Consider the following 19,476-nt stretch of genomic DNA (forward strand, 5'->3'; position numbering starts at 1 on the left):
CGATGCAGGTGTCCACGGCGGAATTCAAGCGGGGGCTGAAGATCCAGTTCGACGGCGCACCCTACACGATCGTCGACTTCCAGCACGTCAAGCCCGGCAAGGGCGGGGCATTCGTCCGCACCAAGCTCAAGCACCTCAGGCTCGGCAGGGTCATCGACAACACCTTCCGCGCCGGCGAGAAGGTGGAACTGGTGGACTTCGACGAGAAGCGCATGCAGTACCTGTACCGGGACGACCGCCTCCACTTCATGGACCTCGAGACCTACGAGCAGATCTCGCTCTCGCCCGAGGAGGTCGGGGAGGCGCGGGACTTCCTCAAGGAGAACACCGAGGTCGAGATCCTCTTCATCGACGGGAGCCCCGTGACGGTGGAGCTGCCGAACTTCATCGAGCTCGCGATCGCCGAGACGGATCCGGGCATCCGCGGCGACACCGCCTCCGGGGGCTCCAAGCCCGCCCGGCTGGAGACGGGCGCGGTCGTCCAGGTGCCGCTCTTCCTCAACGTGGGCGACGTGGTCAAGGTCGACACGCGGAGCGGCGAGTACCTCGGCCGCGTCGCGGCAGCGGGGTAGCGGGATGGCCAGGAGGGCGGGCGCGCAGCGCGGAGCGGCACGGGGGCCCGGCGCCTGGACGCCCCGTGAGCTGGTCGAGCTGGCCGTGCAGCACGACCTGGCGGAGCTCGAGGTGGAGCAGGGCGGCATGCGGATCCGGGTTGTGCGCGAGCGCGGCGGGGCGGCCGGCGAGGCCGCGCCCCGGGCCGTCGCCCCGGCCGCCACGGGCGCGCTGCCCGCCGAGCGCGCGGAGCCCGCCGGCGAGCCCAGCCTCGTGAAGGTCGAGGCGCCGATGGTCGGCACGTTCTACCGGGCGCCGTCCCCGGACGCGGCGCCCTTCGTCACCGAGGGGGACCTGGTCAAGGACGGCCAGGTCCTCTGCATCATCGAGGCGATGAAGCTGATGAACGAGATCGAGTCGAAGGTGGCCGGGCGCATCGCGAAGGTGCTGGTGGAGAACGGCCAGCCCGTGGAGTTCGGCCAGCCGCTGTTCCTGATGGAGCCGCGTCGCTGAGACCGGGCAGCCGGCGCCCGCCCCCCCGGACATGTTCCACAAGATCCTGATCGCCAATCGCGGGGAGATCGCGCTGCGCATCCTCCGGGCGTGTCGGGAGATGGGCATCCGCGCGGTGGTCGCCCACTCGACGGCGGACACGGGCTCCCTGCCCGTGCGGTTGGCCGACGAGAGCATCTGCATCGGCCCGGCGGAGTCCCGGAAGAGCTACCTCAACATCCCCAGCATCATCTCCGCCGCCGCGGTCACCGACAGCGAGGCGATCCACCCCGGCTACGGACTCCTCTCCGAGAACGCCGCGTTCGCCGAGATCTGCCGGGCCTCCGGCATCACGTTCATCGGCCCCTCTCCCGAGGCGATCCGCATCATGGGCGACAAGGCCCAGGCGCGGGAGACGGCCAGGCAGGCCGGCGCGCCGGTGGTGCCGGGCAGCGAGGGCACGCTCCGCGGCCTCGACGAGGCGCAGGCGGTGGCCGACCGCATCGGCTACCCGGTCATGATCAAGGCCGCCGGCGGCGGAGGCGGTCGGGGAATGCGCATCGTGCGCGAGCGCGAGGCCCTGGCCCAGGCCTGGGCCACGTGCCAGTCGGAGGCCACCAAGGCCTTCGCCTCGGGGGAGCTGTACCTCGAGCAGTTCGTGGACGAGGCCCGCCACGTGGAGGTGCAGGTCCTGGGCGATCGGAACGGGATCCGCGTCCACCTGGGCGAGCGCGACTGCTCCGTCCAGCGGCGGCACCAGAAGCTCCTGGAGGAGTCGCCAGCGCCGTCCATCTCGGCCGAGACCCGCGCCGGCCTCTGGAAGGCCGCGCTGGCCGTGGCCAACGCGGTCAACTACGTGTCGGCGGGCACCGTGGAGTTCCTGGTGGACCGGCAGGGGCGCTTCTCCTTCATCGAGATGAACACGCGGATCCAGGTCGAGCACCCGGTCACCGAAATGGTGACGGGCATCGACCTGGTCCAGGAGCAGATCCGCATCGCCGCGGGGGAGCGGCTGGGTTATTCGCAGAACGCCATCCGCCAGGACGGGCACGCCATCGAGTGCCGCGTGAACGCCGAGGATCCGGAGACCTTCGTGCCCTCGCCCGGGCGCCTCACGGCCTGGGTGCCGCCCGGCGGCCCGAAGGTGCGTGTGGACAGCCACATGATGTCCGGCTACACGGTCCCGCCCCACTACGACTCGCTCATCGCCAAGATCATCGTGCACGGTCGGAGCCGCGGCGAGGCCATCGCCCGCATGCAGCGCGCGCTGGGCGAGACCGTGGTGGAAGGCGTCAAGACCACCATCCCGTACCACCTGAAGCTCCTCTCCGACCCGGCGTTCGTCTCCGGCGAATTCACGCTCCCGCGCTTCGAGCAGAGCCTGTAGCCGGTCGTGACGCTTCCGACCCCGCTCTACGTGATCCTCGACCACACGGCGGCCCGCGGGCGCGAGCTGCCCGCCCTCCTCGAGGCCGTCCTGGCCGGGGGATGCCGCGTGATCCAGCTGCGCGAGAAGACCATGGCCATGGCCGAGCTCTACCCGCTGGCGCGCAGGCTGAGGGAGCGCTGCCGCGAGGCCGCAGCGCTCTTCTTCGTCAACGACCGCGCCGATCTCGCGCTGGCCGTCGAGGCCGACGGGTTGCACGTGGGGCAGGAGGATCTGCCGGCCGCATCGGCGCGCCGGGTCCTCCGCCCGGGAATGATCCTGGGCGTGTCGACCCACGACGAGCCCCAGGCACGGCAGGCGCTCGCGGACGGCGCTGACTACATCGCCGTGGGGAGCATCTTCCCCACCGGCACAAAGACCGGCTTTCATCTCGTGGGGACGGACCTGCTGAGGCGGCTCCGGCCCTCCATCCCGGTGCCGCTGGTCGCCATCGGGGGAATCACGGAGGCCAATGTCGGCCAGGTCATGGCCGCCGGCGCCGACGCGGCCGCGGTCATTTCCGCCGTCTGCGGGGTGCCCGATCCCGCCCAGGCGACGGCGCGCTTTCTCGAGATGATCCGCGGCCGCCATCAGGTCCCCGGCCGTCGTTGACCATGACCCAGAAACGGTTATAATGTCGTCGCCTTTAACCCAACCCGCCCTGTTTGGAGGAGGGAACCGATGAGAACCGTACGATTCCGGTATCTGCCCGTCGCGCTCGCCGCCCTGGCGCTGGTGCTCCCGGTCACCTCTCTGACGGATGCCCAGTCCAAGGGCACAATCAAGATCGCCACGCAGAGCCCGCTGTCGGGCGGGCAGGCGGCGCTGGGCGAGGGCATCAAGCTCGCCACCCAGCTGGCCATCGAGAAGCTGAAGGGACCCATCGAGAAGCTCGGCTTCAAGGTGGAGCTGGTCCCCTTCGACGACCAGGCCAAGCCCGATGTGGGGGTCGCGAACGCCGCCAACATCCTCGCCGACAAGGACATCCTCCTGGTGGTGGGCCACCTGAACTCGGGCGTCGCCATCCCGTCCTCCGAGAAGTACAAGGAGGCGCAGCTGGCGATGATCTCCCCCGCGAACACGAATCCGACGATCACCGACCGCAACTACCTGAACGTGAGCCGGGTGTGCGGCCGGGACGACGTCCAGGGCGTGGTGGGCGCCGAGTTCGCCAAGACCACCCTCAAGGCCAAGTCGGCCTACGTGATTCACGACAAGACCGCCTACGGGCAAGGTGTGGCCGAGTTCTTCAAGGCGGACGCGGAGAAGAAGGGGATCAAGGTGCTCGGCTTCGAGGGCACCGAGGAGAAGTCGAACTTCGACCCCATCATCACCCCCATCAAGGCCAAGAACCCGGACCTGATCTACTTCGGCGGGATCTACGACCAGGCGGCGCCCTTCTTCAAGCAGGCGCGTGAGAAGGGCATCAAGTCTCAGTTCATGGGTCCGGACGGGATGGACTCGACGGATCTGGTCAAGATCGGCGGGAAGTCGGTCGTGGGCATGCACTACTCGACGGTAGCGGGTCCCGTCGAGAAGTACCTTGCGGCGAAGGCTTTCAAGACAGAGTACAAGGACAAGTTCAAGAAGGACCCGGAGCCCTTCGCGGCCCAGGCCTATGACTCGGCCGCCATCGGGCTGAAGGCCATCGAGGCCGCCATCAAGGCCAGCGGCGGCAAGGTGCCGAGCCGCGAACAGGTCGCCGTCGCCGTCCGGAAGACGAAGCACACGGGGCTCACGGGGACGGTGGAGTTCGACGAGAAGGGAGACCCGAAGAAGGCTCTCTACTTCGTGCTCCAGGTGGCCTCCGACGACCCGACCAAGTGGGGCGACAACAAGGAAGTGAAGCGGCTGTCCATCGCGGCTCCGCCGCTCAAGAAGAAGCCGTAGCTCCCCGCATGAACCCACAGAGGGGAGGGGCCCGGTAGCGGCCCCTCCCCTCCGTGCTGTTTCGGGGCCCCATGGATTTCGAGCTGCTCATCGGGATCTTCCCGCAGGTCTTCCTCGACGGCCTCATCCTGGGCTTCATGTACGCGCTCATCGCGCTCGGCTACACCATGGTGTACGGGGTGCTGGAGTTCATCAACTTCGCCCACTCGGAGATCTTCGTGGTGGGCGCCTTCGTGGGTGTCGAGATCCTCCTCACGTTCCAGGCCGCCGGGCTGCTCGCCCTCGTCTCGCCCTTCCTCGTGCTGCTGGTGGTGCTGCTGCTCGGGATGCTGGCCAGCGGGCTCCTGGCCGTGACGGTCGAGCGCGTCGCCTATCGGCCGCTCCGCGGCGCCCCGCGGCTGATCCCGCTCATCTCGGCCATCGGCGTGTCGTTCTTCCTCCAGGACGCCGTCCGCCTCGTCGAGAGCGTCTGGCGCAACGCCTTCAACCTCGTCTACCCGACGATGGACACGCTCAACATCCGGTTCAGCCTCACGGAGACCATCGACGTCTCGGTGAAGTCCCTCGTGGTGATCGTGGCCTCGCTCCTCATGCTGTGGGGGCTCCACGCCCTGGTGAACCGGACGAAGATCGGCACGGCCATGCGCGCCGTGGCCGAGGACCAGGCCGCGGCGAGCCTCATGGGCATCAGCGTGAACCGGATCATCTCGCTCACCTTCCTGATCGGCGGCGCCATGGGCGGGGCGGCAGGGGTCCTCTTCGGCGTCCAGTACAGCCTCATCAACCCGTACACGGGCTTCATCCCCGGGCTGAAGGCCTTCACGGCCGCCGTGCTCGGCGGCATCGGCAACATTCCGGGAGCCATGGTGGGCGGGCTGGTCCTCGGGCTCCTGGAGGCCTTCGCGGCCTCCTACCTCTCGCTCCTCACCGGCGGGGCCTTCGGCGCCGAGTACAAGGACATCTTCGCCTTCTCCGTCCTCATCCTGATCCTCATCTTCCGGCCCAAGGGCCTCCTGGGCGAGGTCGTGCGGGAGCGCGCTTGATGGACGAGCGGCAGCCGCAGGCGAGGATGATCAAGGCGCTGCTCGCGCGCCCGCTGCCGGCGGCGATCCTGGCCATCGCGCTGCTGGGCATCACCGCCTACGCGGTCTCGCACTTCCCGCGCTCCATCGTGGCCTTCATGCTCTTCCAGGCCTCGATCCTCTTCCTCTACTTCGCGGCCATGCCCTCCTGGCTCAAGGGCCTGCTCACCGCGGGGACGCTGGGCGTGCTGATGCCGGTGGTGGGCTCCATCAACGGCTACTATCTCGAGATCGCGATCCAGGTGGGCATCTTCGTCGCGCTGGCGCTGGGGCTCAACATCGTGGTGGGGCTGGCGGGGCTGCTGGACCTCGGCTACGTGGCCTTCTTCGCCGTCGGGGCCTACACCTGGGCCATCTTCGGCTCGCCCCAGGCCAACCAGATCTTCGGCGGCGACGCCTTCCCGCTGCCACCCGCCTGGTTCTTCCTCTTCCTCCTGCTGGGCGTCGGGGTGGCGGCCGGCGCCGGGATTCTCCTCGGCCTGCCGGTGCTGAGACTGCACGGCGACTACCTCGCCATCGTCACGCTGGGCTTCGGTGAGGTGATCCGCGTCCTCGCCAACAACCTCGACAAGCCCATCAACTTCACCAACGGGCCCAAGGGCATCACGCCCATCTCGCGGCCGCCCATCTTCTTCGAGCCCGTGCTGCGCGCCGTCGGGGTGGACCCCAACCCGAACGTGGTCTACCCGCTCTACCTCTACTTCCTCGTGCTCCTGATCGTGGGCGTCACCATCCTCGTGAACCGGCGCGTGGAGGACTCGCATGTGGGCCGGGCCTGGGAGGCCATCCGCGAGGACCAGACCGCCGCCCAGGCCATGGGCGTCCCGCTGGTGCGTATGAAGCTCATGGCCTTCGCCTGTGGCGCGTCCTTCGCCGGGGCGGTGGGCGTCCTCTTCTCCGCCAAGCAGGTGTTCATCAACCCCGAGTCCTTCACCTTCATGGAGTCCATCGGGGTTCTGGCCATGGTGATCCTGGGCGGCATGGGCTCCATCCCCGGCGCCATCCTCGGGGCCACGGTCGTGACGGTACTCAACCTGCAGGTGCTGAAGGGCCTGTCCCTCTGGCTCAACGAGCTCCGCAACGCCGGGGTGACCATCTTCGGCTGGAGCCTCGCCAACCTGCCGACGCAGCTCGAGCCCGCCAAGTACGAGCGCATGGTCTTCGGCCTCATCCTGGTCCTGATGATGGTCTTCCGTCCTCAGGGCATCCTGCCGGTGCAGCGCCGGCACCGCGAGCTGCACGACGGCGCGGCCCTCCCCGAGCGCTGACATGGCGGCCATCCTCGAGGCCAGGGGCGTCACCAAGCGGTTCGGCGGGCTCACGGCGCTGGACTCGCTGGACTTCGAGATCGAGGAGGGGCACATCGCCTCCATCATCGGTCCCAACGGGGCCGGCAAGACCACCTTCTTCAACGTCTTCACCGGGATCTACATCCCCGAGGAGGGAATGGTGACCTTCCGGGGCAGGCCCGTCCTCGGCCGCCGGCCCGACCAGATCGCCGCGCTCGGGATCTGCCGCACCTTCCAGAGCATCCGGCTCTTCGCCAACATGACGGTGGCCGAGAACGTGCTGGTGGGAATGCACAGCCGCGTGCCGCTCACGCTGTGGGACGTGCTGGCGCGGGGCGGGCGCTGGAAGCGGGAGGAGACGGCACTCTGGCGCCGGGCGGCCGAGCTCCTGAGCCTCGTGGGGCTCCGGGGCAAGGCGAACGAGCTGGCGCGCAGCCTGCCCTACGGCGACCAGCGCCGACTCGAGATCGGTCGCGCGCTGGCCTCACGGCCGGCGCTCCTCCTGCTCGACGAGCCCACGGCAGGCATGACCCAGGGTGAGGCGCGCACCCTCATGGATCTCCTGCGCCGCCTGATCCGGGAGCTGGCGCTCACGATCCTTCTGATCGAGCACAACATGCGGGTCGTGATGGAGGTCTCGGACCGCGTCACGGTGCTGGACTACGGGCAGAAGATCGCCGAGGGCCGCGCCGCCGAGATCCAGCGGGACCCGCGCGTCGTGGAGGCCTACCTGGGCCGGAAGAAGCCCGGGCTCGCCGCGGGGGGCGCCCTTGGCTGAGGCCCCGATGCTCGATGTCCGCGACCTGCACGTCTACTACGGGGAGATCCACGCGCTCAAGGGGGTCTCCTTCCGGGTGGCGCAGGGCGAGATCGTCCCCCTCCTCGGCAACAACGGAGCCGGCAAGACCACGACCCTCAGGGCCCTCTCCGGGCTCCTCACGCCCCGCCGGGGGGTGATGCTCCTCGACGGCGCCTCGCTCGTGGGCGCCCCGCCGCACGGCATCGTGGTCAGGGGCATCACGCATGTGCCGGAGGGGCGGCGCATCTTCAATCGCCTGACGGTGCTCGAGAACCTCCAGATGGGCGCCTACACGCGCTCCGACGGACGGGAAGCGGAGGACATGGAGCGGGTCTTCGACATCTTCCCGCGGCTCAAGGAGCGGCGCAGCCAGGTGGCGGGCACGCTCTCCGGCGGCGAGCAGCAGATGCTGGCGATCGGCCGGGCGCTCATGGCCAGGCCCCGCCTGCTCCTCCTGGACGAGCCGTCCATGGGGCTGGCGCCGGTGCTCGTCGAGCAGATCTTCGAGACGGTGCAGGCCATCAACCAGCAGGGGGTCACCATCCTCCTCGTGGAGCAGAACGCGGCGATGGCGCTGTCCATCGCCGGGCGCGGTTACGTGCTGGAGACGGGGGAGATCGCGCTCGCGGGCCCGGCAGCCGAGCTGGCCGGCAACCCCGAGGTCCGCCGCGCCTACCTCGGCGAGGCCTGACGCGGTCAGTGGCCTCAGGAGTTGACAGGTCATCCCGAAGAGACCATCATGGTCACGTGAAGGCCATCGGCGTCGCCAAGCTGAAGGCGAATCTGAGCCGCTACCTGAGTCAGGTCAAGCACGGGCAGGAAGTGGTGGTCACGGAGCGGGGCCTGCCTGTAGCCATGATCGTCCCGCTGCGAAGTTCGGAGGGGGCCGAGTCGCGCCGCGAGCGACTGGCCCGGGCCGGCGTGTTGCAGCTCGGTACCGGACGCCTCCGCCCCTCGCTCCTCAAGCCCCCGAGAGGGCCCCGCGTGGGCGACAGCGTGCTCGAAGCGCTTCTCGAGGAACGCCGCCAGGAACGCTGATGTTCTGGGACAGCTCCGCGGTCGTCCCGACGCTTCTCCCGGCCGCCCGGTCTGCCGTGGCGGCCGCGCTGCTCCGATCGGATTCCCACTTCGCGCTCTGGTGGGCCAGCCCCGTCGAGTGCCAGTCCGCGCTCTACCGTCGCCATCGCGAAGGGATCCTCTCTCCGGCGAATCTGGAGCAGGCACTCCTGCGACTCCGGGGCGTCGTCGAGGCCGCCGACGTTGTCGGGCCGACTGATCGCCTGCGCGAGCGCGCCGGCCGCGTGTTGGCCGCCCATCCCCTGCGGGCCGGCGATGCGCTGCAGCTCGCGGCCGCCCTCGCCTGGTGCGCCGAAGATCCACAAGGCGAGACATTCGTCTGCCTCGACGACCGCCTCAGGGAGGCGGCCCGCCGCGAGGGGTTCGCCGTCCTACCCACTTGATCTCCGAGAACCCCCACCTTCCCGGAGTATCGACCAAGGGAGAAGAGCCACGTGATGACGCAGGGACTGACCTTCGAGGAGCACGCGGTCGGCGCGACGTACCAGACGCTGGCGCGCACGGTGTCCGAGGCCGACATCTGCGCCTTCGTCAACCTGTGCGGCTTCACCGAGCCGCTCTTCTACGACATGGAGTACGTGGCGCGGGAGTCCGTGTTCAGGGGCCGCCTGGCTCCCGGCGCCTTCACCTTCGCGCTGGCCGAGGGCCTCATCATACAGACCGGCCTCATCCACGGCACGGGGATGGCCTACCTCGGCGGGGAGATCCGCATCGCGGGGCCGGTGCTGGCCGGGGACACGCTCCACGTCTCCGTGACGGTGGCCGACAAGCGGGAGACGAAGAAGCCCGACCGCGGCATCGTGACCTACAGCCATCGGGTCACGAACCAGCGCGGCGAGGTCGTCCTCGAGGCCGAGATCAAGCGGATGATCAGGCGGCGCAGCGCCCGGGGCTGATGCTCGTCCTCACGCGCCGGGACCTGGAGCGGCTCCTCTCCCCTGCCGACGTGATCCGGGCCGTCGAGGGCGCGTTCCGCGAGCGCGCGGCCGGCCGGGTCCAGGTTCTCCCCCGCGCGGCCCTGCCCATGGCGCGGGGCGGGGTCTTCCTCTCGATGGTGTCGGCCCTCCCGCGGCGGCGCGCGCTCGGCGCCAAGCTCGTGACCGTGGTGCCGCAGAACCGGGGGCGGGGCCTGCCGACCATCCACGCCTGGTACCTCCTCGCCGATCCGGACACCGGCGGCCCGCTGGCGCTGATGGAGGCGGCCTTCCTCACCGCGATCCGAACGGGCGCCACCTCAGCGCTCGCCGCGCGGCTGCTCGCCCCTCGCCAGGTCCGGACGGTCGTCTGCTTCGGCGCCGGCGTCCAGGCGGCCTTCCAGCTCCGCTGCCTTCAGCTCGTGCGGCCCTTCGAGCGCGTCCTCGTCGTCGGGCGCCGCCCGGAGCGGGCCCGCGCCTTCGCCGGGCGCATGCGTGAGAGGCTCGCCATCGACGTGCGGGTCGTGGGCGATCGGACGGCCGCGGTCGGCGAGGCCCAGCTGATCACCTGCGCCACGACCTCGGCGAGACCCGTCTTCGCCGGGCGCGACGTGCAGCCCGGCACGCACGTGGATGCCGTCGGCTCCTTCAGACCCTCCACCAGGGAGGTGGACACGGCGCTCGTCCAGCGGGCCCGCGTCGTGGTGGACACCTACGAAGGGGCGCGGGAGGAGGCGGGCGACCTGCTCATTCCCCTGCGGGCCGGCGCGATCAGCCGCCGCCACGTCCGTGCGGAGCTCGCCGAGCTGGTGTCGGGCCGGCGCCGCGGACGCCTCGGGCCGGAGGACATCACGCTGTTCAAGTCCGTCGGGTGGGCCGGCGAGGATGCGGTGACGGCGCGGCTCGCTTATGATCGGGCCGTGGCGGCACGGGTGGGGACGGAGGTGGCGCTCTGAGGCCGCGCGGACAGGCCGGGAGGGGCCCGCGCCCGGCCCCGGCGCCACGGGGAAGCGCGTGACCGTGGGCCGGACCGCGGAGGCCGTGATCATCGGAGGGGGCGTCACCGGCGTCTCCACGGCCTTTCAGCTGGCCAGCCGCGGCCTCCGCCGGGTCGTGGTTCTCGAGCGCAAGTTCCTGGCCGCCGGCGGCACCGGCCGCTCGGTGGGCATCGTCCGCCAGCTCTACCCCACGCGCGAGACCACCGAGATGGTCCTGCGTTCGCTGGCGGTGTTCCAGGACTTCGGCGAACGGGTCGGCGGCGAGGCGGGCTACGTGCCGTGCGGGGTGCTCATCGGCGTGTCGCCTGCGATGCGTCCGACGCTCGAGAAGACGCTCGCGCTCCAGACCACCCTCGGCGTCCAGGCCGAGATCCTCGATCCGGAAGACCTCCCGCGCATCGAGCCCCGCATCGATCCCTCCGGGCTCGGGGCGATCCTCCACGAGCCGGCGTCCGGATACGGCGATCCGGCCTCCGTCACCGCCGGCTACGCCGAGGGGGCCCGGCGGCGCGGCGTCAGCATAGAGCAGGGGGTCGAGGTGGTGTCCATCCATCGGGCGGGTGACCGCGTGACGGCAGTCGGGACGGCGGCCGGCGAGAGGATCGAGGCCCCGGTGGTGGTCGACGCGGCAGGTCTCTGGTCCCCCCGGGTCGCCCGGCTCGCCGGAGTCGAGCTGCCCATCGTGATCGGGCGGCACCCGGTGTTCGCCATCGAGCGCGATCCCGCCTTCGGGCCGTCCCACGCGGTGTACCTGGACCTGGCGGGGGGCACCTATGTCCGGCCCGAGACCGGCGCGCTCACGCTCACGGGCTCGCTCACCGACGACGAGACCCGGCACCCCATGGACCCCGAGCTCCTCGGCGCGGAGGTGGGCTTCGACGAGGCGAGCGAGGCGCTGGCCCGGACAGCGCGGGCCATCCCGCGGCTGGCCGACTCCCGCCTGAGCGCCGGCTACGCGGGCGCCTTCGACATCACCCCCGACTGGATGCCGATCCTGGACGAGTCCCCCCTCCGGGGTTTCTTCGTCGCCGCCGGCATGTCGGGCCATGGCTTCAAGCTCGCGCCGGCCGTGGGCGAGATGATGGCGGCCCTCATCACGGGCGGCCCGCCTCCGGTCAGTCTCGCTCCCTTCAGACTCGACCGCTTCGCCTCCTCCTCCCGCGCCGGGACCTTCGTGTCCTCCTACCTCGGGTGATGCCGGCACCCGCAGCCGACCCGCGACAGCTCCCCGCGTGGCGCCCGACCCCGGTCGCGCGCGCCCTCCTCCTGGCGCTGGCGGGGGCTCTCCTCCTGACGGAGATCCGGATCGCCGGACTCACCGACACCGGCTACGAGATCCTCTACGGCCGACACGGGTGGGCGCCAGGCGAGATCGCCTTCATGCTCCACTACCTCCTCTTCGGGATTCCCGCCGTCGCCCTCCTGGGCGCAGCGTTCGCGCTGGGCCTGGGGGACCGCCTCTCCGCGAGCTTCGACCGCCTGGCGGCGCTGCCCTCCCGGACCGCGTGGCGCCTGGCCGGGGGAGGCGCGGCCGCGGCCTTCCTGCTCATCGCCCTCGTCCGCCTCGGCATATTCCGGGACACGGCCATCACCGACGACGAGAACGTGTATGCATTCATGGCCCGCGTCTTCGCCTCCGGGCGCCTCTTCCTGCCGTCACTTCCCGCGCCGGTGCGGCCCTTCTTCGACAACCAGTTCATCGTGAACGACGGCAAGTGGTACGGCATCTACTTTCCGGGGTACCCGGCCGCGCTGGCCCTCGGCGAGTGGCTCCACGCGACCCGCTGGGTGCCGGGGCTCTCGGCGGCCCTCACGGTGCCGCTCACCTTCGCCGTCGGGCGGCGCGCCTTCGGCCAGCGGGCCGCGCTCCTGGCGCTGCCGCTCCTCGTGCTCTCGCCATTCTTCGTCTTCTCCTCCGCCACCCTGCTGGCGCACGCCTGGGCGGGGCTGCTCTTCATGGGCTTCGTCTACGCGGCGCTCCGGATCGCGGAGGCCCCGGGCGCCGTCGGCTGGTGGCCTCTCGCAGCGCTCGCGCTTGGCTGGGCCGCACTCACCCGTCCGCTCTCGGCCGCCGCCTTCGCACTGCCGTGGCTCTGCTGGCTGGGCTGGCGTCTCTGGCACGACCGCTCCGGGCGGATGGGCGCCGGCGCCATCGTCTTCTGCCTCGGGGGCGTGCTCACGCTGGGGCTCTTGTGCGGCTACAACCTGGCCCTCTCCGGGTCTCCGCTCGTGACCGGCTATCAGACCTTCGCGCGCATCAACAACTTCACCTTCACGGCCGGCGCCCTCGCCGCGCCGCCGCCCCTGCCGACTCTCCACGAGCTGGGCTACACCCTGGCCCGGCTCAACTTCTGGCTTCTGGGCTGGCCCGTGTCGCTGGCGCTCCTGCCGTTCTTCCGCCGCACGACCGAGGGCGTCCTGCTGGCCCTCGGGACGGCGGCGGTGCTCCTCGCCTACGCGGTCAGCGCCGTGCCCAGCATCAACGTGGTGGGGCCCGTCCACTACGCCGAGCTGGCGCCGCCGCTCGTCCTCCTCGGCGCGAGCGGGCTCGAGCGCGTCGTGGAGCGAGCCCGTGCCACAGCGCCGGCGCCGCGCCGCGAGCGGCTCCTCCTCGGCCTCCCGCTCGGCGCGACACTCGTCATGCTCGTGACCTTCGTGCCCATCTACGGTGCCTCCCTCCGGGCCATGGCCGACGTGGCGCGAGCGCCGTATGTTCTCGTGGAGGAGCGCGGCCTCGACCGGGCCGTGGTCTTCGTCCACAGCCTGCCCGCCCTGCACCGGCGCCCCTTCGCCTGGGTGTACACTCACCGGAACAGCCGTCCCGGCCTCCAGGACCGGATCCTCTTCGTGCGCTACCTCGGAGCGGAAAAGAACAAGGAGCTCATGCGCTACCTGCCGGACCGCAAGCCCTACGCCATGGGGCTGCGCGGCAGCGATCTCCTGCTCGTTCCGGTGGAGCCATAGCGCGGTGACGCGTGCGTGACATGACGAGCCCCCGGCCGATCGAGCTGGGCGACGAGGAGCGCAAGGGGGTCGAGGAGGCGAAGCGCCTCGTCAAGGAGGCGGAGTTCGGCGCCCGCGAGCTCGCGGGCTGGTCCTTCTGGTTCTCCGGGGCGCTGGCGCTGGCGCTGACGGGCTTCCAGCTCTGGACGGCCGCCTTCGGGACGCTTCCGGGGGTGCTGCAGCGCTCGGTGCATCTCGCCTTCACGCTGGCGCTGGCCTTCCTCTTCTACCCCATGATGAAGTCGGCGCGGCAGCGCCGATTGCCGTGGTACGACCTGGCGCTGGCGGCGCTCGGCGCCTACGCCGCGCTCTACGTGACGCTGAACCACGCGGCCCTGATCGATCGGGTCGGGGCGCCCATGGCCATGGACACGGTCATGGGCGTGATCCTCCTGGCGCTGGTGCTCGAGGCCACGCGGCGCGCCGTCGGGCTGTGGCTGCCGGCCATCACCGTGCTCTTCGTCTGCTACGCCTTCCTCGGGCCGTGGATGCCCGAGCTCTTCTCCCACCGCGGCTACACGCTCCGCCGCGTGATCGGCCACCTCTACCTGACGACGGAGGGGATCTTCGGGATCCCCCTGGGGGTGTCCTCCACCTTCGTCTTCGCCTTCGTCCTCTTCGGCGCCATCCTCGAGCGCACGGGCGCCGGAGAATACCTCATCCGGATCGCCTTCTCGCTGGTCGGCCACACGCGCGGAGGTCCGGCCAAGGTGTCCGTGGTGGCCTCGGCCTTCATGGGCACGATCACCGGATCCTCCATCGCCAACACGGCCACCATCGGCTCCATGACCATCCCGCTCATGAAGCGCGTGGGCTTTTCCGCCGAGGTGGCCGGAGGCATCGAGACGGCGGCGGGGGGCAACGGCCAGCTCATGCCGCCCGTGATGGGCGCGGCGGCCTTCGTGATGGCCGAGTGGCTGCGCATCCCGTACCTCGAGATCGCGAAGGCGGCGGCGCTGCCGGCCATCATCGACCAGCTCGCGCTCCTGGGCGCCGTCCACCTGCTGGCCCTCAAGCACGGCATCCGCGGCATCCCGCGCGCGGACCTTCCCCGCTTCTGGTCCACCTTCATCTCGGGCCTCCACTACCTCGTGCCGGTGGCCGTGCTGCTCTACTACCTCATCGCCAAGGAGTACACGCCGCTCACCTCGGCCGTCTACGCGATTCTCGGGGCCATCGTCATGTTCGTTCTCACGAGCGCGGTCCAGGCGAGCCGCGGGCGCCCCATCATCCCCGGCCAGGAGCCGCTGCCAGGGGTCCCCGCTGCCCTGGTGGAGACCGCGCTCCGGCTCATCCAGGCCTTCTACTTCGGCGCGCGGAATATGGCCTCCGTGGCGGTGACGTGCGCGTGCGCGGGCGTCATCGTCGGGATCGTGAGCCTCACGGGCGTGGGCCTCAACCTCTCCTCGATCGTGGTGGACCTGTCGGCGGGGAGCCTCTACCTGGGCCTCTTCCTGACCATGATCGCCTCGCTCGTCCTGGGCATGGGCGTGCCCACGACGCCCACCTACATCATCATGGCGACGCTGACGGCGCCGGCCCTGGTGGCGGTGGGCCGGGCCAGCGGGCTGGAGATCCCGATCATCGCCGTCCACCTCTTCGTCTTCTACTTCGGCATCCTGGCCGACGACACCCCCCCCGTGGGACTCGCCGCCTACGCCGCCGCCGGCATCGCCCGCGCCGACCCCATCAGGACCGGGTGGCGCGCCTTCTCGCTGGACATGCGGACCTTCCTCCTGCCCTACATGTTCATCACGGCGCCGGCCATGCTCCTGATCAACACCACCGTCCTCGAGGCCGCGTGGATCTTCGTGACCGCCTCCGTGGGCATGTACGCGCTGGCCGCGGCCATGCAGGGCTACCTCATCACCGAGGCCCGCTGGTGGGAGCGTGGGGTGCTCTTCCTCTGCGCGATCGGCCTCGTGCACCCGGGCCTGTACACCGACGCGGTGGGCGCCGCCGGCTTCGCCCTGGTCTATGCGGCGCAGCGCCGGCGCGCGCCTGGGGCACCGCTGCTCTAGCGGGGAGCCGGAGCCGCGCGCTTGGGTTGCCCGTACTGAGAGGCGTCAAACCGCGGGCCCCGCGCGGTCGGCGGCGGCTCCCTGAGCGCGTCCAGCGCCTTCCGGGCCTCGGCGGCCTCTGCGAAGGGCCGTGCCGCCAGCGCGGCCTCGAGCTCGCGCCGGGCCTCCTCGGTCTTGCCCTGACGGGCGTAGGATGCGGATGAAGTGGCGCCGCCGCGACAGGGTGGTGCGCAGCGTACTGGTCGCCGGGCTGGGGATGTGCACGACCGGCCGGTAGAATCCCCGGCGGACTCCTTCGCACAGCTACCGCGGACCATACCGCGGTGAGGGGGAGGACAGCCCCTCCGTCTTCATCGATACGGTTTGGTGGACACCTATCCTCTGAGAGAGGAAGTGGGGGATGCGACGGGACAGAGGCTGGACCCGCCTGCTGGCCGTCGGTGAGGCGCTGCTCGTCAGCGCGATCTGGGCATCCTCCTTCGTCATCATCAAGGTCGGGTTGGCCCACATGCCCCCGCTGACCCTGGCGGGCTTCCGCTATTTCGCCGCCTTCCTGCTGCTCCTCCCGGCGATGGCCCTGAACGGCGGGCTCACGCGAAACCCCGCCCCCGGCCACTGGTGTCGGCTGTTCCTGATGGGGCTCTGCGCCTACCCTTTGAGTAACGGTGCGCTCTTCTGGGGGCTCCAGTACGTGCCGGCGACCACTGGCGCCTTCCTGTTCAGCCTGCTCCCGCTGCCGGGCTTGTTCCTCGCTCTGGTCTGGCTGCGCGAGGTTCCCACTCGGCTGCAGGTGGTCGGACTCGCCGTTACCCTGGCAGGCAGTGCCCTCTTCTTCTCGCCGGGCCTGAGCGCGGGGGATCCGGTGGTGCTGGCGGTGATCAGCCTCGGCGTCCTGGCGTTCGCCGTTTTCGTCGTCCTCAGCCGCGCGGTTGCTCGGGCGGGGCACGTGCCCACGGTGCCCTTGACGGCCCTGCCGCTGGGATTTGGAGGGGGCCTGCTCCTTCTGGTCGCCCTGCCGCTGGAGCGACCGGCATCGCCGTCTCTCGAAGGCTGGGGGGCCGTCCTCTGGCTGGCGGTGGTCAATACCGCTCTCGCCTACGTCCTCTACAACCATTGCATCCGGATCCTCACCGCCCTGGAGTCGAACGTGCTGCTGAGCCTCTCTCCGCTGGGGACGGCGCTGCTGGCGAGCCTCTTCCTGGGGGAACAGCTGGCGGCGCTAGAGGTGATCGGCCTGGTGGTCACCGTCCTGGGAGTCCTGCTGGTGCAGTGGAAATCCGCGCCGCCTCCGCCTTCCTCACAGGCGGCGGACTCTTCCGCAAGCGGCCCCTCTGGCCGTATCTCGCCGACGGAATCGAGACTGTAGCCCCGATTCATACCGTCGCGCCGCCTCGCGCCCACGGCCGCCCCGCGGCGAACGTGCTGCGGTACCGCTGTGATGCCGTCAAGCCCCTGGGTAAGTCCGGGCGAGCTCAGTGGAACGGTGACCGACCAGGGGGCTCTCGATGGCCGGCGCGGAGTTCGTGATCGTCCGCCTGAGACGGGTGATCGTTCGTCGATTGACGGTAGTCAACGCAAACGCCGTTCTCGGCCACTCTCGGGCGCGGCGAGCGGCCGTGCCCGCTGGGAGGGAGATGGAGATCACGGTCACGTATGAGAGAGCAAGATCGGCTCACGCGTCCCGCGTTGTGCGCGGTAGACTCGACCCCATGCGTGGCGCGACGACGCGGCGGATGCAGCTCTTCGCGCGGATCCTGCTCGCGGGGACGCTGGTCGGGGTTGCCTTTGGCGGGCTCATCAACCTCGCCGTCGGCCGAAGCGGGCTCACCGGGAGCCTCGCGGGAGCGGTCAACGGCGCCACGATCACGATCGTGATCGGCTCGATCGAGATCCTTTGGTTGCCCAGCCGACGGGGTCTTGCCCTCCAGCAGGCTCCGTTCCTTGTGACGTTCGGCGTGAAATGGCTCCTCTACGGGACGGTGATCACGGCCGTCAATGTCGTCGCCTGGGGCGAGCGGGTGCTCGGTGTGCTCGTTGACGCGCCGCTGCCACCGAGCTCGCTGACGCAGCTGTCCGTCGTGTTCTCGTTCGTGGTGACCTTCGGCTTCCTGTTCGTCCTCGAGGTCAGCACCCTGGTCGGGCGTCGCACATTGCGCAACATCGTGCTCGGGCGCTATCACCGGCCGCGAGCCGAGGAGCGATTCTTCCTCTTCGTCGACATCGCGGGCTCGACGGCGCTTGCCGAGCGGATCGGCCCGGCCGCCGTCCACCGCTTTCTGAACCGCGTGTTCCGCCTCGTCTCGGATCCCATCGACGACTACGGCGGCGAGATCTACCAGTATGTCGGCGACGAGATGGTGGTGACGTGGACGGTCGCCGAGGGGCGGGACGACGCGCGTCCGATCGCCTGTCTCTGCGCGATCCGGACGGCGCTCGACGAGGCGGCGCCGAAGTTCGAGCGTGAGTTCGGGGTCGCGGTGGGCATCCGGGCCGCGCTCCACGCCGGGCCGGTCATCAGCGGCGAAGTCGGCGGCAGCAAGCGCGACATCGTCTTCCACGGCGACGTGATGAATACGGCCGCCCGCCTCGAGCAGGCAACCCGCGACCTCGATCGGCGCTTCCTCGTCTCGGCCGACGCCCTCAGCCGTCTCGCGGGCACGGAGCGATACGCGTTCGAGGCGCTCGGGCCCCAGGCGCTGCGCGGCCGCGCAGCGCCCGTCGAGATCTACGCCTGCGCGGAGGGAACGGATATGTCGAAGACCGAGAAGTTCGAGATCAGTAAGACCGAGGCCGAGTGGCGGACGGTGCTGACTCCCGAGCAGTTCCGTGTCCTGCGCGAGCAAGGGACGGAGCCTGCCGGCTCGAGCCCGCTCGACAAGGAACACGGCCGGGGCACGTTCGTCTGTGCCGCCTGCGATCTGCCTCTCTTTGCGTCGGACACGAAGTACGACAGCCGGACGGGGTGGCCCAGCTTCTGGGCGCCGATCGAGGGGGCCGTCCGGAACTCCGTGGACCGAAGCTTCTTCACCGTGCGCACCGAGGTGCATTGCCGCCGCGGCGGGGGGCATCTGGGCCACGTCTTCGAGGACGGGCCCGAGCCGACGGGCCTTCGGTATTGCATGAACGGCGTCGCCCTCGAGTTCCGGCGCGGCTGAGGCCCAAACGTCCAGAGAATGCCGGCCAGACGGCGGGCCGGCGCGCCGCCGGCGACGTGCTTGCCCCGGCGCGCGGCGATGCGCAGGGCCCAGGTCCAGAGCGCCTCGGCCGCGGGCGGCCGGCGGGCGCGACCGCGGCACGCGGGGACCCTGGACGGCGAGGTGCTCGACCGTCGCGTCGGAGGACGCGGGGAGGTGACGCTGCATGACTGCGCGTGACGCGACCGCCGAGGTGTTCCGGACGGCAGCCGACCTGTTCCGGGGCCGCGTGGGTCTTCGTGACCGCCTCCGCGGGCATGTACGCGCTGGCCGCGCACATGCAGGGCTACCTGATCTCCGCGGCCCCCCTGCTGTTGCGCCCGGCGGCGGATGCCGGTCCTGGTGACCGTGCCCCCGCTCACCGCCCCAGGAAGCGCGGCTTGCGCTTCTCGGCGAACGCCTTCGGTCCCTCGACCGCATCCAGGGTGCCGCGCAGCGACGCCGATAGCATGTCCTCCATCCGCAGCCCCTCCGCCAGCGGCAGGCTGAGCCCGCGCAGGATCGCCTCCTTGGCGGCCCTCAGCGCGAGCGGCCCGCGCTCGCAGAGCGTCTGCGCCCACGCCATCGCCGCCGGCATCACCTGGGAGGGCTCCACCACCTTGTTGACGAGCCCGATGCGGAGCGCCTCCTGGGCGTCGATCGGCTCGGCCAGCAGGGTCAGCTCCATGGCCTTCGCGAGCGGGACGGCTCGCGGCAGCCGCTGCGTCCCCCCGCCGCCGGGGATGATCGCCCAGCGCAC

General features: G+C 70.6%; 19 protein-coding genes. 18 read left to right on the forward strand and 1 reads right to left on the reverse strand.

What is annotated here, in order from left to right; genetic code table 11:
* Positions 1-2 precede the first annotated feature (2 nt).
* The 18 genes from efp to msrB all read left to right on the forward strand — a co-directional run bounded on the left by efp (position 3) and on the right by msrB (position 18,698).
* On the forward strand, positions 3-572 hold the full coding sequence (gene efp, locus HYV93_09850; protein MBI2526273.1) for an elongation factor P: 570 nt from the start codon (positions 3-5) through the stop codon (positions 570-572).
* Between the two features lie 4 nt (positions 573-576).
* The gene (gene accB, locus HYV93_09855; protein ID MBI2526274.1) at positions 577-1,065 is read left to right on the forward strand and encodes an acetyl-CoA carboxylase biotin carboxyl carrier protein; all 489 of its coding nucleotides are present in this window, start codon (positions 577-579) and stop codon (positions 1,063-1,065) included.
* 31 nt (positions 1,066-1,096) lie between these two features.
* A complete protein-coding gene (accC, locus tag HYV93_09860) occupies positions 1,097-2,431 on the forward strand; it encodes an acetyl-CoA carboxylase biotin carboxylase subunit (GenBank protein MBI2526275.1) in 1,335 nt (444 codons plus the stop codon).
* A gap of 6 nt (positions 2,432-2,437) precedes the next feature.
* The gene (thiE, locus tag HYV93_09865) at positions 2,438-3,082 is read left to right on the forward strand and encodes a thiamine phosphate synthase (protein ID MBI2526276.1); all 645 of its coding nucleotides are present in this window, start codon (positions 2,438-2,440) and stop codon (positions 3,080-3,082) included.
* A 69-nt stretch (positions 3,083-3,151) separates the two neighbouring features.
* Complete coding sequence (locus tag HYV93_09870; protein MBI2526277.1) at positions 3,152-4,360, forward strand: branched-chain amino acid ABC transporter substrate-binding protein; 1,209 nt, start codon at positions 3,152-3,154, stop codon at positions 4,358-4,360.
* A 71-nt stretch (positions 4,361-4,431) separates the two neighbouring features.
* The gene (locus HYV93_09875) at positions 4,432-5,403 is read left to right on the forward strand and encodes a branched-chain amino acid ABC transporter permease (protein ID MBI2526278.1); all 972 of its coding nucleotides are present in this window, start codon (positions 4,432-4,434) and stop codon (positions 5,401-5,403) included.
* The gene (locus tag HYV93_09880) at positions 5,403-6,710 is read left to right on the forward strand and encodes a branched-chain amino acid ABC transporter permease (protein ID MBI2526279.1); all 1,308 of its coding nucleotides are present in this window, start codon (positions 5,403-5,405) and stop codon (positions 6,708-6,710) included. The genes HYV93_09875 and HYV93_09880 overlap by 1 nt, the downstream gene beginning before the upstream one ends.
* 1 nt (position 6,711) lies before the next feature.
* Positions 6,712-7,509: an ABC transporter ATP-binding protein gene (locus HYV93_09885; GenBank protein ID MBI2526280.1), complete on the forward strand. Its 798-nt coding sequence runs from the start codon at positions 6,712-6,714 to the stop codon at positions 7,507-7,509.
* A 7-nt stretch (positions 7,510-7,516) separates the two neighbouring features.
* Complete coding sequence (locus HYV93_09890) at positions 7,517-8,221, forward strand: ABC transporter ATP-binding protein (GenBank protein MBI2526281.1); 705 nt, start codon at positions 7,517-7,519, stop codon at positions 8,219-8,221.
* A 56-nt stretch (positions 8,222-8,277) separates the two neighbouring features.
* Positions 8,278-8,568 carry a type II toxin-antitoxin system prevent-host-death family antitoxin gene (locus HYV93_09895; protein ID MBI2526282.1) on the forward strand — a complete coding sequence of 97 codons (291 nt, stop codon included), beginning with the start codon at positions 8,278-8,280 and terminating at the stop codon, positions 8,566-8,568.
* Positions 8,568-8,990 carry a PIN domain-containing protein gene (locus HYV93_09900; GenBank protein ID MBI2526283.1) on the forward strand — a complete coding sequence of 141 codons (423 nt, stop codon included), beginning with the start codon at positions 8,568-8,570 and terminating at the stop codon, positions 8,988-8,990. Before HYV93_09895 ends, HYV93_09900 begins: the two co-directional genes overlap by 1 nt.
* A gap of 54 nt (positions 8,991-9,044) precedes the next feature.
* Positions 9,045-9,503: a MaoC family dehydratase N-terminal domain-containing protein gene (locus HYV93_09905; protein MBI2526284.1), complete on the forward strand. Its 459-nt coding sequence runs from the start codon at positions 9,045-9,047 to the stop codon at positions 9,501-9,503.
* Positions 9,503-10,477 (forward strand): ornithine cyclodeaminase family protein, encoded by a 975-nt coding sequence (locus tag HYV93_09910; GenBank protein ID MBI2526285.1) that lies wholly within the window; start codon positions 9,503-9,505, stop codon positions 10,475-10,477. Before HYV93_09905 ends, HYV93_09910 begins: the two co-directional genes overlap by 1 nt.
* Before the next feature lie 58 nt (positions 10,478-10,535).
* Positions 10,536-11,714: an FAD-binding oxidoreductase gene (locus HYV93_09915; protein MBI2526286.1), complete on the forward strand. Its 1,179-nt coding sequence runs from the start codon at positions 10,536-10,538 to the stop codon at positions 11,712-11,714.
* Entirely contained in the window at positions 11,714-13,483 is a 1,770-nt protein-coding gene (locus HYV93_09920) for a glycosyltransferase family 39 protein (protein MBI2526287.1), read from the forward strand. Before HYV93_09915 ends, HYV93_09920 begins: the two co-directional genes overlap by 1 nt.
* A 20-nt stretch (positions 13,484-13,503) precedes the next feature.
* Positions 13,504-15,543 (forward strand): TRAP transporter permease, encoded by a 2,040-nt coding sequence (locus HYV93_09925; GenBank protein MBI2526288.1) that lies wholly within the window; start codon positions 13,504-13,506, stop codon positions 15,541-15,543.
* A 400-nt stretch (positions 15,544-15,943) separates the two neighbouring features.
* A complete protein-coding gene (locus HYV93_09930; protein MBI2526289.1) occupies positions 15,944-16,909 on the forward strand; it encodes a DMT family transporter in 966 nt (321 codons plus the stop codon).
* 343 nt (positions 16,910-17,252) lie between these two features.
* A complete protein-coding gene (gene msrB, locus HYV93_09935) occupies positions 17,253-18,698 on the forward strand; it encodes a peptide-methionine (R)-S-oxide reductase MsrB (GenBank protein ID MBI2526290.1) in 1,446 nt (481 codons plus the stop codon).
* A gap of 397 nt (positions 18,699-19,095) precedes the next feature.
* Here msrB and HYV93_09940 read toward each other — a convergent pair.
* A partial coding sequence (locus HYV93_09940) for an enoyl-CoA hydratase/isomerase family protein (protein ID MBI2526291.1) occupies positions 19,096-19,476 on the reverse strand: 381 nt, incomplete at its 5' end.

Source organism: Candidatus Rokuibacteriota bacterium, assembly GCA_016188005.1.
GTDB lineage: Bacteria > Methylomirabilota > Methylomirabilia > Rokubacteriales > CSP1-6 > UBA12499.

What these genes read in the sequence shown, in the direction of transcription:
- efp (MBI2526273.1), top strand. Translation starts at nt 3, where the DNA reads ATGCAGGTGTCCACGGCGGAATTCAAGCGGGGGCTGAAGATCCAGTTC.
- accB (MBI2526274.1), top strand. Translation starts at nt 577, where the DNA reads ATGGCCAGGAGGGCGGGCGCGCAGCGCGGAGCGGCACGGGGGCCCGGC.
- accC (MBI2526275.1), top strand. Translation starts at nt 1,097, where the DNA reads ATGTTCCACAAGATCCTGATCGCCAATCGCGGGGAGATCGCGCTGCGC.
- HYV93_09870 (MBI2526277.1), top strand. Translation starts at nt 3,152, where the DNA reads ATGAGAACCGTACGATTCCGGTATCTGCCCGTCGCGCTCGCCGCCCTG.
- HYV93_09875 (MBI2526278.1), top strand. Translation starts at nt 4,432, where the DNA reads ATGGATTTCGAGCTGCTCATCGGGATCTTCCCGCAGGTCTTCCTCGAC.
- HYV93_09880 (MBI2526279.1), top strand. Translation starts at nt 5,403, where the DNA reads ATGGACGAGCGGCAGCCGCAGGCGAGGATGATCAAGGCGCTGCTCGCG.
- HYV93_09885 (MBI2526280.1), top strand. Translation starts at nt 6,712, where the DNA reads ATGGCGGCCATCCTCGAGGCCAGGGGCGTCACCAAGCGGTTCGGCGGG.
- HYV93_09890 (MBI2526281.1), top strand. Translation starts at nt 7,517, where the DNA reads ATGCTCGATGTCCGCGACCTGCACGTCTACTACGGGGAGATCCACGCG.
- HYV93_09900 (MBI2526283.1), top strand. Translation starts at nt 8,568, where the DNA reads ATGTTCTGGGACAGCTCCGCGGTCGTCCCGACGCTTCTCCCGGCCGCC.
- HYV93_09905 (MBI2526284.1), top strand. Translation starts at nt 9,045, where the DNA reads ATGACGCAGGGACTGACCTTCGAGGAGCACGCGGTCGGCGCGACGTAC.
- HYV93_09910 (MBI2526285.1), top strand. Translation starts at nt 9,503, where the DNA reads ATGCTCGTCCTCACGCGCCGGGACCTGGAGCGGCTCCTCTCCCCTGCC.
- HYV93_09920 (MBI2526287.1), top strand. Translation starts at nt 11,714, where the DNA reads ATGCCGGCACCCGCAGCCGACCCGCGACAGCTCCCCGCGTGGCGCCCG.
- HYV93_09925 (MBI2526288.1), top strand. Translation starts at nt 13,504, where the DNA reads ATGACGAGCCCCCGGCCGATCGAGCTGGGCGACGAGGAGCGCAAGGGG.
- HYV93_09930 (MBI2526289.1), top strand. Translation starts at nt 15,944, where the DNA reads ATGCGACGGGACAGAGGCTGGACCCGCCTGCTGGCCGTCGGTGAGGCG.
- msrB (MBI2526290.1), top strand. Translation starts at nt 17,253, where the DNA reads ATGCGTGGCGCGACGACGCGGCGGATGCAGCTCTTCGCGCGGATCCTG.